The organism is Chloroflexota bacterium, from assembly GCA_014360905.1.
Lineage (GTDB): Bacteria > Chloroflexota > Anaerolineae > UBA2200 > UBA2200 > JACIWX01.
This window is the reverse complement of sequence record JACIWW010000023.1, coordinates 19,142-34,942: the sequence shown is the minus strand read 5'-3', so window position 1 is coordinate 34,942 and position 15,801 is coordinate 19,142. Positions and strand designations below refer to the sequence as shown.

General features: G+C 57.0%; 17 protein-coding genes. 8 read left to right on the top strand and 9 right to left on the bottom strand.

Features of this window, described 5'->3' with window-relative positions:
• Positions 1–5 precede the first annotated feature (5 nt).
• From nagA to H5T67_09815, 5 genes are all read right to left on the bottom strand, one after another.
• Positions 6–1,166, bottom strand: a complete 1,161-nt coding sequence (gene nagA, locus H5T67_09835) for an N-acetylglucosamine-6-phosphate deacetylase (protein MBC7245613.1) — start codon at positions 1,164–1,166, stop codon at positions 6–8.
• Between the two features lie 29 nt (positions 1,167–1,195).
• On the bottom strand, positions 1,196–1,942 hold the full coding sequence (locus H5T67_09830) for an SIS domain-containing protein (GenBank protein ID MBC7245612.1): 747 nt from the start codon (positions 1,940–1,942) through the stop codon (positions 1,196–1,198).
• A 204-nt stretch (positions 1,943–2,146) separates the two neighbouring features.
• The gene (locus H5T67_09825; GenBank protein ID MBC7245611.1) at positions 2,147–3,436 is read right to left on the bottom strand and encodes a PTS ascorbate transporter subunit IIC; all 1,290 of its coding nucleotides are present in this window, start codon (positions 3,434–3,436) and stop codon (positions 2,147–2,149) included.
• A gap of 202 nt (positions 3,437–3,638) precedes the next feature.
• Positions 3,639–3,920, bottom strand: coding sequence for a PTS sugar transporter subunit IIB (locus tag H5T67_09820; protein ID MBC7245610.1), 282 nt, complete (start codon positions 3,918–3,920; stop codon positions 3,639–3,641).
• 64 nt (positions 3,921–3,984) lie between these two features.
• On the bottom strand, positions 3,985–4,746 hold the full coding sequence (locus H5T67_09815; protein ID MBC7245609.1) for a DeoR/GlpR transcriptional regulator: 762 nt from the start codon (positions 4,744–4,746) through the stop codon (positions 3,985–3,987).
• Positions 4,747–5,176: 430 nt separating this feature from the next.
• Here H5T67_09815 and H5T67_09810 point away from each other — a divergent pair, with 430 nt between their 5' ends.
• The 8 genes from H5T67_09810 to H5T67_09775 all read left to right on the top strand — a co-directional run bounded on the left by H5T67_09810 (position 5,177) and on the right by H5T67_09775 (position 10,889).
• Positions 5,177–5,554: a hypothetical protein gene (locus H5T67_09810; GenBank protein MBC7245608.1), complete on the top strand. Its 378-nt coding sequence runs from the start codon at positions 5,177–5,179 to the stop codon at positions 5,552–5,554.
• Positions 5,544–5,816 carry a hypothetical protein gene (locus tag H5T67_09805; protein ID MBC7245607.1) on the top strand — a complete coding sequence of 91 codons (273 nt, stop codon included), beginning with the start codon at positions 5,544–5,546 and terminating at the stop codon, positions 5,814–5,816. The genes H5T67_09810 and H5T67_09805 overlap by 11 nt, the downstream gene beginning before the upstream one ends.
• A gap of 57 nt (positions 5,817–5,873) precedes the next feature.
• Entirely contained in the window at positions 5,874–7,181 is a 1,308-nt protein-coding gene (locus tag H5T67_09800; protein ID MBC7245606.1) for a hypothetical protein, read from the top strand.
• A gap of 132 nt (positions 7,182–7,313) precedes the next feature.
• The gene (locus tag H5T67_09795; GenBank protein ID MBC7245605.1) at positions 7,314–9,326 is read left to right on the top strand and encodes a Mu-like prophage major head subunit gpT family protein; all 2,013 of its coding nucleotides are present in this window, start codon (positions 7,314–7,316) and stop codon (positions 9,324–9,326) included.
• Between the two features lie 18 nt (positions 9,327–9,344).
• On the top strand, positions 9,345–9,491 hold the full coding sequence (locus H5T67_09790; GenBank protein MBC7245604.1) for a hypothetical protein: 147 nt from the start codon (positions 9,345–9,347) through the stop codon (positions 9,489–9,491).
• Positions 9,492–9,748: 257 nt separating this feature from the next.
• Positions 9,749–9,895 (top strand): hypothetical protein, encoded by a 147-nt coding sequence (locus H5T67_09785; protein ID MBC7245603.1) that lies wholly within the window; start codon positions 9,749–9,751, stop codon positions 9,893–9,895.
• A 13-nt stretch (positions 9,896–9,908) separates the two neighbouring features.
• Entirely contained in the window at positions 9,909–10,172 is a 264-nt protein-coding gene (locus H5T67_09780; protein MBC7245602.1) for a hypothetical protein, read from the top strand.
• Between the two features lie 87 nt (positions 10,173–10,259).
• On the top strand, positions 10,260–10,889 hold the full coding sequence (locus tag H5T67_09775) for a hypothetical protein (protein ID MBC7245601.1): 630 nt from the start codon (positions 10,260–10,262) through the stop codon (positions 10,887–10,889).
• Positions 10,890–11,135: 246 nt separating this feature from the next.
• Here the strand turns inward: H5T67_09775 and H5T67_09770 are convergent, their stop codons facing one another.
• The 4 genes from H5T67_09770 to H5T67_09755 form a co-directional block, all read right to left on the bottom strand.
• Positions 11,136–11,426 carry a hypothetical protein gene (locus H5T67_09770; GenBank protein ID MBC7245600.1) on the bottom strand — a complete coding sequence of 97 codons (291 nt, stop codon included), beginning with the start codon at positions 11,424–11,426 and terminating at the stop codon, positions 11,136–11,138.
• Between the two features lie 25 nt (positions 11,427–11,451).
• A complete protein-coding gene (locus H5T67_09765) occupies positions 11,452–12,591 on the bottom strand; it encodes a hypothetical protein (protein MBC7245599.1) in 1,140 nt (379 codons plus the stop codon).
• A gap of 301 nt (positions 12,592–12,892) precedes the next feature.
• Positions 12,893–14,962, bottom strand: coding sequence for a hypothetical protein (locus H5T67_09760; protein ID MBC7245598.1), 2,070 nt, complete (start codon positions 14,960–14,962; stop codon positions 12,893–12,895).
• Positions 14,959–15,708 carry a sigma-70 family RNA polymerase sigma factor gene (locus H5T67_09755; protein ID MBC7245597.1) on the bottom strand — a complete coding sequence of 250 codons (750 nt, stop codon included), beginning with the start codon at positions 15,706–15,708 and terminating at the stop codon, positions 14,959–14,961. The genes H5T67_09760 and H5T67_09755 overlap by 4 nt, the downstream gene beginning before the upstream one ends.
• Between the last annotated feature and the right edge of the window lie 93 nt (positions 15,709–15,801).

Genomic DNA, 15,801 nt, shown 5'->3' with positions numbered 1-15,801 from the left:
CTTAACTAATTATTCTTCTGATACACTACTTGACCCTGTACAATGGTTGCAGCTACCCGATAATCGGGGGTTAGCAGGATCATGTCCGCGGTTTTACCGGGTGCGATAGAACCCACCTGGTCAGCCAGACCGATGGACTCGGCAGGCACACTGGTAGCCATAGGTAACACCTGCTCAAAGGCGAGACCTGTATCCGCCATGGCACTGCGCACAGCCCGATCCATGGTCAAGGTGCTGCCCGCCAGCGTTCCTGAGGGCAGCCGCGCCTCGCCGCGAGAGACCGTCACCTTCCGTCCGCCAAGTTCATATTCACCATCAGGCATACCTGTGGCGCGCATGGCGTCCGTAATCAGCACTGTGCGCGCCGTCCCTTTGGCCCGTACGAGGATCTTGACCACAGCCGGGTGAATGTGCACGTTGTCCACGATCACCTGGGCATAGATGTCATCGAGAGCCAAGACCGCTCCTGCCGTCCCTGGCTGGCGATGGTGGAGCCCCACCATGCCGTTGAAGGTATGGGTGCTTTGGCTGAGCCCCTCTGCTACCGCGGTCACAATATCCTCATAACTGGCTGCCGAGTGGCCAACAGCTACGGCCGCTCCTCGGCTCATGGCATAAGGGATAAAAGCCATGTTCTCGGGGATCTCTGGAGCCAGGGTGATCAATTTGATGTTATCCCAGGAAAAGAACTGCTGGTATTCCTCGGGGTGCGCAGGTCGAATATATTGTGGGTGCTGAGCCCCAGGCTGGTTGGGACTAATATAAGGCCCCTCCAAGTGCACTCCTAGTACACGCGCGCCGCCTGTTCCTTCCCTTTGACACAGAGAGGCATTCGCAATAGCAGCCAAGATGGCTTCTTGAGGTGCCGTGGTCGTTGTAGGCAGAAAGCCAGTCACGCCATGAGCGGCGAAAAAACGCGCCATCCCTTGGATGGCCTGCGGACTGGCATCCATAGTGTCATAGCTGGCTGCGCCATGAACGTGAATATCTATGTAGCCAGGACTCACTATTTTGCCCGTGGCATCAATAATGGTGTCCTTCTGGTCCGAGAGCTCGTACCCCTCTCGCACTTCGACGATCTTACCCTCTTCGACGACCACTGTGGCCTTCTCTAACACTTGCCATGGAGTGATCACCCGTCCATTGAGAATGATAAGCCGATGCATTTTTCGTCACCTTTTCTGAAACAAGATTTTTACAGATGTTTGATCCTACCTTTGTACTTCTCCAGATACTTGACATTAATCTCAGCGCCGCCGGGAACGTTCACAGAAACCCAAATAGGCGGCTCCACGCCTTTTTCTGCTAACATTTGAGTAACTTGGACGATCAGTGCTTGAAGGATAGCTGTGCCAATGACCCCTGACGTGGGACCCACCTTATGAGAGACGCCCTCGAGTTCGATGGCGGCATCTCCAAACACCGCTCGGTTATCCAGAACCACGTCGGCTATGTCGGGGAGCTTCTTGCCACTGGAATGTCGGGGCTCGACGCTGGCGCAATAGGGTTGAGATAAAAGAGCGATGACTTTCAAGCCTCGTTTCTTCGCCTGCAAGGCCACCTCCACCGGCACCTCGTTACGCCCCGAAGTGGAGATAACGAGGAGGACATCGCCGGGTTCAATGCGATAAGCGTCAAAGACAACCTTGCCATAAGCCTCTTGACGCTCGTACCAGTAGCAGTTCTCGCTTGCCTTGCGCAATCCCAACGTTGGTTCGACCATCACATTCGTGGGCGCCAAACATCCCGCTCGGTAGAAGATCTCTTGCGCCAACAATTGGGAGTGAGAAGCACCGAAAACATGGAGAATGCCACCCTGAGCGACCGATTGAGCAATGATCTCCGCTGCTTCGAGGATATTTGTCTTTTGCTTCTCGCGAATATCGTTCAGCGTGCTCTGGATCTCATCCAGATAGAGTTCGAAAGCATTTCTATCCGTCATTCTATTCAGTGATTAGGTCATGCGTCAAATCTTAAAATATTATTGGATTGCTTTTTGCATTCAGCAAATCTGGTAGAGCCACCATGAGCCCGAGAAAACGAGCGCATAAGGACTGAGGGCCAGCACAGTTTGGACTGGCCCTCAGCCCTAAATCAAGCGTCTCGATCCTTATGATTTAGGTAGCGAGGACATACAGCCTGGCTATCAGCCGAGCCCCAGGAGCTTTGCTATACCCCAGATGCCAAAGGCAGGCAAGATCGCGTCTGGGCAAGTGAAGAACAGGTTTTCCGCGCCCATGGCTGCCAAGTTGCCAAAGATCTGGAGTCTGTAGCCCAGGCTGATCATGATCCAAGCAGCGAAGCACCACCAGAAGCCACCGAGGATCGCTCCCCGTCTGCCACCATAGGCATTGCCGAAGATAGCCCCCGAGCCACTGGCGAAGAACGCAGCGATCATGCTCGGGATGGGGATCGGCCAGCCAAGGGCGGCCAGGAGAGCAATGGCAACCACCTGAGCGATGCTCCCCGTGATGAGCCCGATCATCAGGGAAACCGGCGCATAAGGATAAATCACCGGACAGTCCAGCGCCGGCTTAGCGCCCGGAACGACCACATCCGCAACGCCCTTGAAAGCAGGAACGATTTCGGCAATGAGCATACGCACACCCTGTATCAAAACGAGCACACCTGCGGTGAAGCCCAAGGCCTGCAGAATGGAGAAGACGATCCAGTTCTGGCCCCCACTGAGTTCGGTCACGTAGGCTGGTCCCGCGATGAACATTGCGATGAGAACGATGATCAGCATGATCAGCGAGATGGAGATGGCCATATCGCGGAAGAAGGCCAGCCCTTGAGGCAGTTTCAATTCCTCGGCGCTTTCTTCGGGCTTACCAACCAACCTAGCCAACCAACCACCAGTCACATTCAACAGCGTCTGACCATGACCAAAGGCGATCTCATCCGAGCCTGTGATCCTGCGCATGAAGGGCTGGGCCAAGGCCGGAGCCAGCGTCATGTACAAGCCATCGGTGATGGAGGCCAAGAGCACGACCAGCCAGAAGGGCAAACCGAAGGAGTGGTAGAGGATAGCGAAAGCGCCGGCGTGGATCCAGAACATGTGACCGGTAAGGTAGATGTACTTCCACGGCGTGAAGCGAGCTAGGAGGATATGGACAATGTACCCGAAGAGCATGGTAAGTGAGATTTCTGCAGCGATTCCGCCGATGTTTGCCGCTTGCACAGCGCCCAGGCAAGCTTCGTCAAAGGTAACGAAGCCCTCGACTTTGAACGCTTTGGTGAACATGCTCTGAATGGGGACCAGCGCATTGATCAGAGCACCGATACCCACATTCAGAATAAGTACGCCCAGAACGGTCTTGAGCGTGCCGCTGATGACCTCACCAGCGCTCTTGCGCTGGATGAGCAAGCCCACCAACGCGATCAATCCAAGGATTGCTGCCGGTGTCTGAATCAACTGTAGGATAAATTGAAACATTGGATTTTCCTCCTTTTGATTTTTTAAGGTAGAAAGGGTTCCCAATCAATATTCATCACCTGAGCAACTGTACTTTGTCCATCACCTCCTTTCTCTCGATCTATCACTGCCCATGACGTCTCCACTGCGTACATGCCCCTGAGCCAGCGCAAAGGCTTTCTCACACCTAATCCGTCGTCTCATCCCCCAGCAAAGAAACCGTTCACGAAGTTTGACACCCCTGCAAGATCGGTACCAGCTTTTCGCGCAACTCTTTCTTATCAACCAGGTTTCTGATGAGCACTACCTTGGCCGGCGTGCTCCGCAAATGCATCTCCATGTCCACCGGAGCCACAATGATGTCTGCTTGCTGCCCCTTGAACGTACCCAGATCCCACGGCACAACTTCTGCTTTCATGTGCAGGTCCTTCAAGATTTCTTCGATGAACATTTTGAGCATCATGCTGCTGCCAAAGCCCATTCCACACAAAGTAGCAATTCTCATATAGTAATATCCTCCTTAACTATAACCTGCGATGATCCTGACTCCGAAGACATGCAGATTTGCTCTACGCTAGGATTACCTCTATGCCTAATGCCCTTAACTCCGCTACGACATTCGCTGGGGCAGCCGAATCCGTCACGATTTTGTGCACCGCGGTAACAGGGGCCACCAAAACAGTGGATACCTTCCCTAATTTGCTATGGTCGGCTACCAAGATCACTTCAGGGGCAGAGCGGATGATGGCCCTATCCGTCATGATCTCGGGCAGATAATCGCTGGTCAGGCCATCCTCGATGCTGATAGCCCTCATGCCCATGATCACTTTGTTCGCCCGCAACTCCTTCAGTGTCTGCTCTGCGATGTGGCCAATGATGGATAACTCCGAATGGCGCAACAATCCACCCGTGACAATGACCGTGACGTCGGGCTGGTCTGTCAAGAGGTTGATGATATTGAGGGCGTTGGTGATCACCGTCAGGTTCTTCTTGCCGGCTAGGTTGCGGGCTACTTCAAAGGTCGTCGTGCCAGACCCCAGGAAGATGGTCTCGCCATCCTGTATCAGTTCTGCGGCTGCTCTCCCGATCCTCCTCTTCGCCTCCTCGTTCTCCTTCATCCTCTGGATGATGGGCGGTTCAGGAAGCGCGCGCTCGGCGACGAAAGCGCCACCGTGGGCGCGGAGGATGAGCCCCTCGTCCTCCAGGGCATCCAGATCGCGACGCACTGTAGCCGCGCTGACGCCAAAACGTTCGCTCAGTTCGGCCACGGTCGCCCGCCCACGTTCACGAATGAGGAGCAGCATGGCTTGTTTGCGTTCGGAGTTAAACATGGATGCGCACACCGATTCAACAGGACTTGCTCAAATCACCACAATCGAAAAGCCATTCTTGCTCATTTGCGCTTATATTATAGCACAATTGTGTTCATTTGTCAATAGATTTTGCTCGTTTTTCTCTCTTCTGTGAATTTGACTAAAATACAATTTTATGCTATAATTTTTCACTAGAATATATAGGAGATGGCTTCTTTGCCCAAGGAATGGCGAGAGTATCGAAACCGAGCAAGCAGGGGCACAATTGAATAGTGCCCCTGCTTTTTTGTCTGCGCACAGTTGTGAGGCGAGCAGATGGCACGGTTCTGTATCAGGTGCGTCAGTGCGCATCGCAGGTGGCAAAGCAATCCCACTCGCTTCAGGCGGACAACAGTCCGCCGCCTCGTGGTGTGGACTGTTGCCTATGCGGAGCAAAGGAGGTTAGGTGATGAGCAGGAAAAAGCGTACGAAAGCCTTGCCTAGTGAGGGCACTACAGAGGGCGTTGCAGAGGAAGTGGCTCGCTTCTATGAGGGCATTTTCACGGAGCAGGAGTGGCGCGAGATCAAACGGCAACTGGCGTCCCCACAGGCTTCGCTGGAGATGGAAGTGGCGCTGCTGAGGGTGATGATCCGGCGGGCGATCGAGCGCATGGGCGAAGAGGATCCGCTGAAAGCGCTGGCAGCGATTCGTTTGGGAGTGGATGCCATTGGGCGTGCGCTGCGCAACCAGCGCGTGCTGTCCGGCGAGGCAGCGGATTCGTTGGCAGAAGCATTTGCCGTCGCTTTGCGCGAAATCGGCGAGGAGATGGGATTGGATGGCGGATGAAAACGCTAGGGATGGAGAGGCGAAACTGCGCGCAGCAATCCGCAAATGGCGGACGCTGCACGCCGGTGCCAAAGCGGATGTGGATGGCGTGGATGTGTCTCCCAAGTGCGTGTTTGGCGTGGTGACCAGGGATATGGTGGACGATCTGGCCGGGGAGATTGAGGATATCAAGGCGGAACTGGCATGGATACGGCGGATCATCATCGTGGCCATCATCACGGCGGCGATTGGCACGCTGCTGCGCTTGGGTGGACTAGCGTAAGGGCGAAGGCAAAATTCGCCTACAGGATGGGATGCGATAAACAAACGGAGGGGTGCTATGGGACGATTCGATCGGGTCAGAGAGGGATTGGCAGAGCGTTTCTTTGGCGACATCATGGACCGGCGAGTGGAGAACGCGGTCAAGTGCGTGGATGACGCCTATTGGTCGCAGATCAGCGGTGGGGCAAGGAGCCGGGACGAAGAATGGTCGGCGCGGAGGGCAGGGCTGGACGAAGCGCTGGAGGCGTGGCGCATCAATCCGCTGGCGCGGCGTATCGTGTGTCTGACCACCGATTACGTGGTGGGCTCTGGGATCAGCGTGAAGTCGGAGCACGAGTGGGTGCAGAGGTTCATAGACGAGTTTTGGCACAATAACCATATGGAGCGGCGCTGCTATGACTGGTGCGATGAACTGACGCGCAGCGGAGAGCTTTTCATCGTCATGCGCACGGAGCAGGTCAGCGGCGCCTCTTTTGTGCGCGCCATTCCTGCGGCATGGATTGACCGCATCGAGACGGATGATGACGATTACGAGCGAGAACTGTGCTACCACGAACTGGTGCCTGGCAACGTGGAGGGACGCTGGTGGCCAGCGGCGATGCCCGGCTCGGAGCAGCAAGAACAGGTGATGCTGCACTATACCATCAACCGCGCGGTGGGCTGTGTGCGCGGCGATGGCGACCTCACCCCACTTCTGCCCTGGCTGAAGCGCTACAAGGACTGGCTGGAAAATCGCGTGCGGCTGAACAAATACAAGACCGCTTTCCTCTGGGATGTCACCGTGTCCAGCCGTCCCGGCTCGGATGATGCGCTGCGCAGGAAGCGCTCTCAATACAAGACCCCACCCGAACCTGGCTCCATCATCGTGCACGGGGATACGGAGAAGTGGGAAGCAATCACGCCCAAGATCGAGGCCTGGGATGCCAAAGAAGACGGCAAGGCGATCCGCTTGATGGTGGCGGCAGGCGCGGGTGTTCCACTGCACTTTCTCTCCGAGGGTGAAACAGCCACTCGCGCGACTGCTGCCGAGATGGGCGACCCAACCTTTCGCCACTACTACCATCGGCAACTGACCTTCGGGCGGATGCTGGAGAACTTGCTGGAAGTGGCGGTGCGGCGGGCACAAGCGCGCGGACGTGGGCGCCCGCTGGCAGACCTGGATCTGACGGTCAAATTCACGGACGTGACCAAACGGGACAACCAGATGCTAGCCCAGAGCGCATGGCAGATCGCCCAGGCATTGGACATCATGGCGCAACATGGCTGGGTTGACCGTGAGACGGCGATCGAGATGGCTTTCCGCTTTGCGGGTGAATTGGTGGATGTGAAAGGGATATTGGAGCGCATTGGTAGAGGCGAATCCTGAGTTGCCTGTAGTGAGGAGTGAGGAGTGATGAGTGATAAGTGATGAGTGATGAGTGATGAGTGATAAGTGATAAGTGATGAGTGATGAGTGATGAGTGATAAGTGATAAGTGATGAGTGAGGAGGCGGTGGTGATGGTGCAGCAAGAGGTGGAGTTGGCGGGTCGAGGGCTGGTCTCCTCTCGCAAGGGATGCGAGGAGGCACAGGAATCGCTCTGTGAGCGGAGCAGGGCCACGTTGCAGGGGGATGTGGTGGGATGCGCGGTAGGTTTTCGGCGCTACGAAGTGGTGGCGATCACCGCCGGCGAGGGCAACGGACTGCACTATGGCGCGGAGGTGCTGCGGGCTGCGCTCCCGCTCTTCGAGGGGGCAAGCGTGTTCGTGGATCATGCGCAACTACCGGAGATATGGTCGCAGACAGGCGGGCGGAGCTTGCGCAACTTGCTGGGAGTGCTCGAGCACTGTACCTACTCCGATGAATGGAATGGGATATGCGGCGAACTGCGCGTGTACCCCGGACCAGATGCGGAGTGGTTCTGTGCGATGGTAGATCAATACCTGGCGGACAGAGCGGCGGGGCGTCCAGTGCCACGGCTCGGCTTATCGGCAGTGGTGGATGTGCAAACAAAGGGAAGGGAGGTGGTGTCTATTGGAAAAATGATCAGTGTGGATGCAGTATTTGACCCAGCGCGCGGCGGTGAATTCATACGCGCGTTGAATCAGCGCACGGGAACGTGCAGTATCAACCAAATAGGAGATGAAAGGATGGAGGAAAAGGTAGAGCATGGTGTGCAGACCCTCACCCACAACTCTTCTCCGCTGGAGCGAGGGGTGGATGGGGCGCTGGCTCAAATGTGGGACATGGTGCTGGACATGCGGCTATCCAACAGTGGCTTGCCTGTTCCACTGCAGGGCTTGATTCGGCAACATTTGGCAGGGCAGTCTGGACAGATGGGTGCGATTGATTCTGCCATCGAGGCGGCCAAGTCGGCGTGGGCGGCAAGCGTAGCACAGGCCGGGCCCCAGGTGCTCGGAGTGGGACGAACGCGGGGTTCAGCGCTGGAAGTTGGTTTGAACGAGATGGACCGGCTGCAAGCGGTGATGGATCGGCTGTGTGGTCTGAAGCCGGCCAGCGAAGCGCTGCAGGGCATACGTCCGGTGTCGGGCATCAGGGAGCTGTATCTGATGGTGACGGGCGACTATGATTTTCGCGGCGTTTTCGATGCGGAGCGCGCCGCGCTGGCTAACGTTACGTCAAGCACCATGACCAGCCTGGTCAAGAACGCCTTCAACAAGGTGATCCTGGACTATTTCAACACGGCGGATCGCTGGTGGGAGCCCATTGTCTCGGAGGAGTATTTCGGCAGCATGAAGGACGTGACGCTGGTCACCCTGGGCGGTTTTGCCGACCTGCCAACAGTTGCGGAAGGCGGCGCCTACACAGAGTTATCGTGGAGCGACGAGGAAGAAGTGGTGTCCTTCGTCAAGAAAGGCGCGTATGTGGGCGTCACGCTGGAGATGATGGACAAGGACGAGACGCGGGCATTCCGCGCCATCCCGCGCAAGTTAGCCATAGCCGGCTACCGGACGCTGAGCGGGATGATTGCCAACCTGTGGATGGCGAACTCAGGCGTGGGGCCATATTGGCCGAGCGGACAGACGACCAACCGCTTGTTTTGCAGCACCTACGGCAACCTGGGCACTTCGGCATTGAGCGCATCCTCTTGGGATGCAGTCATCCAAGCGATGTACAAGCAGACGGAGGCAACAAGTGGGGAACGCATGGGGATCAGGCCAGCGTACCTGGTCGTGCCCATCGAGTTGGAGAAAACGGCGCTCACAATTATGCAAAGCGAAGGCGAGCCAGGGACTGCGGACAACGATGCGAATGTGCGGCGTGGCTCATCGCGGGTGATCGTGTGCCCGGAGATGACGGATGCCAACGATTGGCTGGCTGTAGCGGATCCGCGGGTGTTTCCCGCGATTGTCGTGGGCTATCGCTTCAGCAACGTGCCGGAAGTGTTCGTAGCGGATCAAGAGACGGTGGGCAGCATGTTCACCAACGATGAGATGCGCATCAAGGCGCGGTTCGTCGTGGCGGTGGGGGTTGGCGACTATCGTCCGCTGTACAAGAGCAATGTGGAGTGAGGAGTGAAGGAGGGAGCGATGTTTGAGATTGATTGGAGCGCGGTGTGGGCATTCGTCTGGCCGATCCTGAAGCAAGCGCTGATTGCGTTCCTCGTGGCGCTGCTGGCGCTGCTGGGTTATGACAAGAAGGTTGCCTCAGCACGGTACGTGGCGCGCCGCAAATAGGCGGGGCGAATTTTGTATTCGTACCAGGGGGGAGGCAGGGAAGATCTCATCCCTTGCCCTATTATAGAGGGTGTTGAAAAATATAGGAGTTATTTGAAATCATAGCCACATGTTGTGTTTACAATGCTTGGCCATACAACATATTGTGGCTATTGTAAAGTCTTTCCGACTTTTTCAACACTCTCTATTATAGACCTGACGGGTCTGAGAGACCCGTCAGGTCTAGCAAGAGGTGAGGCATATATAAGGAGGAGGAAATGGCAGGAGGTGGGTCATCGGAATTGCGTGAGATCTCCCACCGTCTGGAGCGGCTGGAAGCAGAACTGGCTGAACTAAAGCGGCGGCTGGCAGCACTGGAGCACGGCTCGTTGACAGCCAGCGCCAAGAAGAAAAAGACAGCGTAAAAAGGGGGCATAAATGGCAGCGAAGATAGTCATGTTAACAGAGTCGGGCGAGGTCAAGGCTGCGCCTGGGCTGCTGGTGGCAGTGGTGCTCACGCACTCGGACGCAGCACAGATCCACGTGAAGGATGGCGGGTCTGACGGGACGGAGATTGTGGGGCTGCGGCTCAGTGGTGCTGGGTCGGTGGCGTTTTCTCCCTCTATGCCTGTAAGTTTCTCGTCGCTGTATGTTACAGTGGATGCGGGAACGGGGCCAGAGGTAGCGGTAGTTTACGTGTAAGTATTGCATGTTGCGTGTTCCATACCAGGCTTGGCGTAAATGCAAAACGGATCACGCAACACAAAATAGGCACGGAGCGGGGAGCCAATGGCAACAGAGTTAGATGCGGTTAGAGAGCGAGTGGCAGCGCTATTGATGGATACGAGTTACGGGGAGTGGTCTACGGATGATTTGGATGCAGCGATACGTCTGGCGCTGGATGAATTGAGCGTGAGCCTGCCACCGTTGGCGGACACTACGGTGGATGCGGTGGATAAGCAGCGGGAGTATGATCTGAGCGTAGTGGATGGGCTGGTGGATGTCATCGAGGTGTGGTATCCGTATGATGCGGACGATGAGGATTACGCAAAGGCTCACCCAGTGTCCTTTCGGATGTTGGATCGGTTGACGCTGTACTTGGAGTGTGGGGATGATCCAGATGCGGAATATGACATACGGATCTTTTACAGTACACGGCATACTCTGGAGGGCTTGGATTCGGCGACTGAGACGACGCTGAGAGGTGATGAGAAAGCGGCTCTTGTCATCGGGGCGGCGGGTTATGCGGCAATTGCCAAGGCGCGGGGACTGATGAATCAGGTAACAATTGGGGCTGATGTGCCGCGAACGTTGCAGCAGTGGGGAGAGCAGCGGTTGGCGGAGTGCGGCCGGCGGCTGGAGGCACTGGCAGAGGTCAAAGTTGCAGGCACAGACGCACGGGTGGGTCCTTGGGAATAGGAGAAGTTGTTAACTTCACCCCCTGACCCCTCTCCCGCAGCGCAGGAGAGGGGTTTTGAGCACTCTATCCTCCGCTCCGGCTAGGCAACAGCCCAGCCGTTTTGTGCCCAGGCTGTTACCCGTGCGAAATGTGAAAGTCGGAAAAGTATAGGTCCAGCCATGCCCATCCTGGACAGACCATCCCCGCCACGGGCTATCCAAAGAGTGTCCTCCCGCAGATGGGCTGGCATCTGCGGGAGGAGGTATTTAGGGTGTAATCAAGTTCTTCAACAGCACGGGGAGATGGAGGCGATGGGAGGGGACAAACGCCAACGCGCCAGGCCAAAAGCCGCTCTGCAATTGATAGGCGCCGCCGGTCATCACCCCCGCCGGCTGCAGCACGCTGCCATCCAAGGTGAAAGCCCCGCCCGTGGAGCGCCCGCCTCCGCCGCTGACCACATACCAGTTAATGGAGAAACCCGGGGCATCCGCCTGCACGACAAGCGCCAGGAGCAGCATGATGAGCAAGCCCAGGAAGACTATCCCTTTCGTACGCATGATACGCCTCCTTTGCCCGCTCATCCTACTGGTGCTCCAGCTCCAGGCGAATGCCACCAATCTGGATGTAGTTTGTGGCATCGGCGAAGGCAAGGTTTAGGTACAGAGCCAGCCCACCCTGCTCGGCACTGAGTGTATTGTTGGAGGTCAAATTCAAGGTGTAGGATGTGGGGAGGTTGCTGGTTCGATCTGTTGTATCGTAGATGATTGGCGCAGCATTATCGGCATCTGTCTGCTTGTTCAGGGTGGTGCCGGTGATGTAATTCTTACTGCCATCCTGGCATCCGTAATACACGGTGAGTTTGGTCACCTTGACCGGCTGCCCGTAGAGCACGCTGGGGATGGTAACAGGATAGTAGACGGACTTGTCACCCGCAGCGCTGCCCCTCCAGATTCTAGCCGCACCATTGGTCCACATATCCCACTGTGTCGTGTCCAATGACTGGTTCTTCACCATGCTGTTGCCGCTGATCCAGAGGTAGGACTTGGCGGTGCTCTTGATGATGCCCGTGCCACCGGCATAGATCGCTGTGCCCGTGGTGCTGTAGGCGTACACGCCCGTGCCCGAATTCGCCGTCCCGCGTACACCCAAGCCTTCGCTGGTGTCGCCCCACACGCCCCATCGGCTACTGCCATAGACAGCGTAAGGGTAGAGTACAGGTGGTATACCTCCGCTGATATAGATGCCAATGAGCTGCGCGGTAGAGTCCCCACTCACAACCCGTGCGCCAGGCTGCAGGGACAGGCCATAGGGCACAGCCGTCAGGGGCTGGCGTGGGCTTAGTGCCTGGTAGGAACCACTGCCGGCAGGATAGCGCACGCTAATTGCCAACCAGCGTGCATCGCCCGTAAAAGGCTGCCCACTGAAACCTAACTGCACGGTGAAGATGCCGTTGTTCACGGGCACATTGGTCTTTGTTAACGTTGAACCGACCTGTGTGCCGCCGCTTGCCGCATCCCAGAGCTGGAACTGGAAGTCGCAGTTGCCATTGACCGGGCTGCCATCCCTAAGCAAGCGTCCTTGGTAGGTGAATTCATTGCCCACTGTATCCAGCGTGCTTGCTTGCCCTTCTGTTGCGGGTTCCTGTGCCTGGCTCAATCCCGCCAGCACCAGCAACAATACGCTCACACAAATCACCACTCTGAAAATATCGTACCTGTTCATTTTCATGCTCCTTTCCTCATATTTTCTAAATAGGAGGCACCAGCCTGCCACCCATGTCTGACCCCGATTAACGGCGGCTAGAAAAGCCGCCCTGCTCCAGGCGGACCACAGTCCAACGTCATTCCTGGCGTGGGCTGTTGCCCACGCCGAGCGGAAAGGTGGCTAGAAAAGCCGCCCTACTCATCACCCACGACATTGCTTCGTCGCAAAAGCGATCCTCGCAATGACACTGCCAGGGATTGAAATCCCTGTCTAAAAGCGCCAAGCCCTTTCAGGGGCTTTTTATATTCAGGTGGGGAATTCATTCCCCAGCCATGTCCTGCCTGCGCAGGTGGCCAACATAGCGCGGGATGAGCGTGGGCGTTGGCGTCATGTTCTCTAGTGGTGGCGGCGTTGGGGTCATCGTTTCCAGAGGAGGCGGTGTCAGAGTCACCGTTTCCAGAGGAGGCAACGTGGACGTCGCAGTAGGTGTACCCTCAGGCAGCGCGGTTGGAGTGAAGATAAGCGACAATGTGGGTCTCGGTATTGCCGCTGGCGGCGGACCAATGGATGTAGTTTGCTCAGCACGCGCTGTATCCTGGTCACAGATCATGATTGCCTCGTTCGTCACGTTATTTCCAGCACAGATGCTGAATGTACTCAAGACAAGATGCACGCAATAGCGGGAGTGCGCTTGTACCGTACCAATGTTCCAGGTCACTTGTTCGGGATTATCTGGCGCCAGGTAGACACAATCACGTGGCGACCAGCGGTCCACAAGGACAACGTTGGTCAGCGGCACATCCCCATCGTTTACGACGCAGATATCGTAATGGACATTATACCCTGCCGGCACCGGATCTGGCCAATCCGTATTGGTCACGCGGAAAATGAACTGTGGCGTAGGCGTGAGCGTTGGCGTAGGCGTGGGCGGAGGGCCAATGCTCGTGGTCTCCGTTGCTCTTGCCGTGCCCTGATCGCAAGTCACCACCGCTTCCATCGTCACTGTGTTCCCGGCACAGATGACGAAAGTGCTCACCGCGAAATAGATGTGATGCGTGCTGTGTGCCTCGAGCGTGCCCACCGTCCAGGTCTTTTCCGCGGCGTTGTCCGGCAATAGGTAGATGCAATCGCGCTGTGACCAACTTACCACCACGACCACATTCGTCATCGGCACATCGCTGTCGTTGATGACATAGACGTCGTAGTGGATGCGGTGCGATGCCGGCACTGGATCGGGCACATCTCGCAGGGCAATGCGCAATGAGATGGAGGGGGTGGGAGTTAGTGTGGCACCTGGCTCTGCGCTCGGTGTGGCAGTAGGCGCTGGAGTGAACCGTGTGCTCACCTCAGTGGGTGTGGCAGCAAGCGTGGGAGGAAGCCCTGCATTCACCGCGGTGGGCGTGGCCGTGACCGTTGGGGCACCCCCGCCGCTCACCGGGGCGGGCGTAGCCGTGCTTGCTGGGGCACCGCCACCACCCACTGGGGCTGACGTGGCCGCGACTGCTGGGACACCTCCGCCACTCACCGTAGTTGGCGTGGCCATGGCCGTTGGAGTACATGTTGCGTCTATCCCTGTTACGGTAAGCGTGGGCACGACCTCGGGCGCAACCAGACTCTGCAGCGCTGCTTGTGCCTGGCGCGAAGCCTGCTCTGTTACGGCGATGGCCTGCTCCAACAGCACCTGTCCCTCCGGTGCTGCCTGCATACTGGCCTGGCGCAATACTTCCTTCTGCTTGTCGCTGGTCTCGATCACCTTCTGGAGCAACTCATGGGCTTGTGGCATGCCACTGGCTGCAGCGGCATGCACAGCACCCTGCCATTCTTCCGCCATGCGCATCACAATGCTCTCGTGCACAGGCCGTCCTGCAGCAGCCAGATGCGCCATCTCCTTCGTACGTTCGCTGGCAAAGTGCAGGTAGAGCTGGGTTCGTGTGGGATGGCTGAAAGCAAAAACCAGCCGCGCATCCTCTATCACCAGTTTTAATGGGTACAGCGATGAACCAGGCAGGCTATTTGCCGCAGCATTGGCCACTCCTGAGCCAATGGCTAGCACGAGGATCACCGCAAGCGCCGCGCCCAAGAGACCCCGTCCAATCCGCTCTGGGAGGCGCAGCCGGAGCCACAGGGGTTGCACACGGCGTTCTTCCTTCAGCCGCACCGCCTCGCCCAAGAAGCGAGCGCGATTGGCTGCTTTGGCTTGCGGTGCGGGGATGGGCACTTGGCGCAGTTGTAGCAGAACGGTGGCGAGTCCCAGGAGGGAGAGCAATTCTTCCCGGCTGGAGGCAGGCAAACGACTGACCTCTGCCTGCCCCAGGTATTCCTCCACTGTCCCGCCCGCAAGCAGATGGTCAATGCCTTTGTGCAGTACTTTGGCTTCGGTGTGCATCATGACATGACCTCACAAGCCGCCTCGCTTGCGCCTTCCTCACCTTGGATGGCTGCCATGAGAAGGGGCAACGCCTCGAGGAAGAAATGCAGTCCAATGCGCGTGATCAAGGGTGCGGCCACGCAAGACCTGTGGCGCTCTTGGAGTGCTTGCTGCTCCATCTCTTCCTGGTCATGTCCACTTTCTGCGGAGACCGGAGTCGCTCCTGGCCCTTGATTCTGATCATATGCCAGCACTTGACGCAGCGCCAACAAAGCGCGGTGTTGCAATGCGCACACTGCTCCTACGCTTTTGCCCAAGATGAGCGCAATCTCACGGTTGTCCAATCCCTCCAGAAAACGCAGCACGAGCACCTGCTGTTGACTCGGCGTGAGTTGGCGCAACGCACGATGCACACGTTCCATCTGCAGGCGTTGCTCAACGGTCTGCAGCAGGTCCCCATCGCTGCTCTCCAACCAATCGGCCAGTTCCAACTCCGCTACTGGTTTGCGCCGGAAGGTATCCACCACCAGGTTGTGCGCCACGCGGTAGAGCCAGGCAGAGAGATTCGTGCGCGGGCAGGAACCACTCTGGACCGCTTTCAGCAGACGGAGAAAGACATTAGCCGTCAAGTCTTCGGCAGCATCAACCTGGCCTACATAGCGATAGACGTAATGATAGATGCGCTCGTAGTATTCATCGTACACTTGAGCCAAGGCTACCGTATCGTGTTGACGAATGCGGTCCAGCAACGCGGCATCATCAGCCAAGAAGCTTCCTCATTCTGTCATTACTCATGACGTAAAAGTGGTCTCGAATATACGCTCAAACGCAGATATGCGCCACGATCTATGCAATATTAG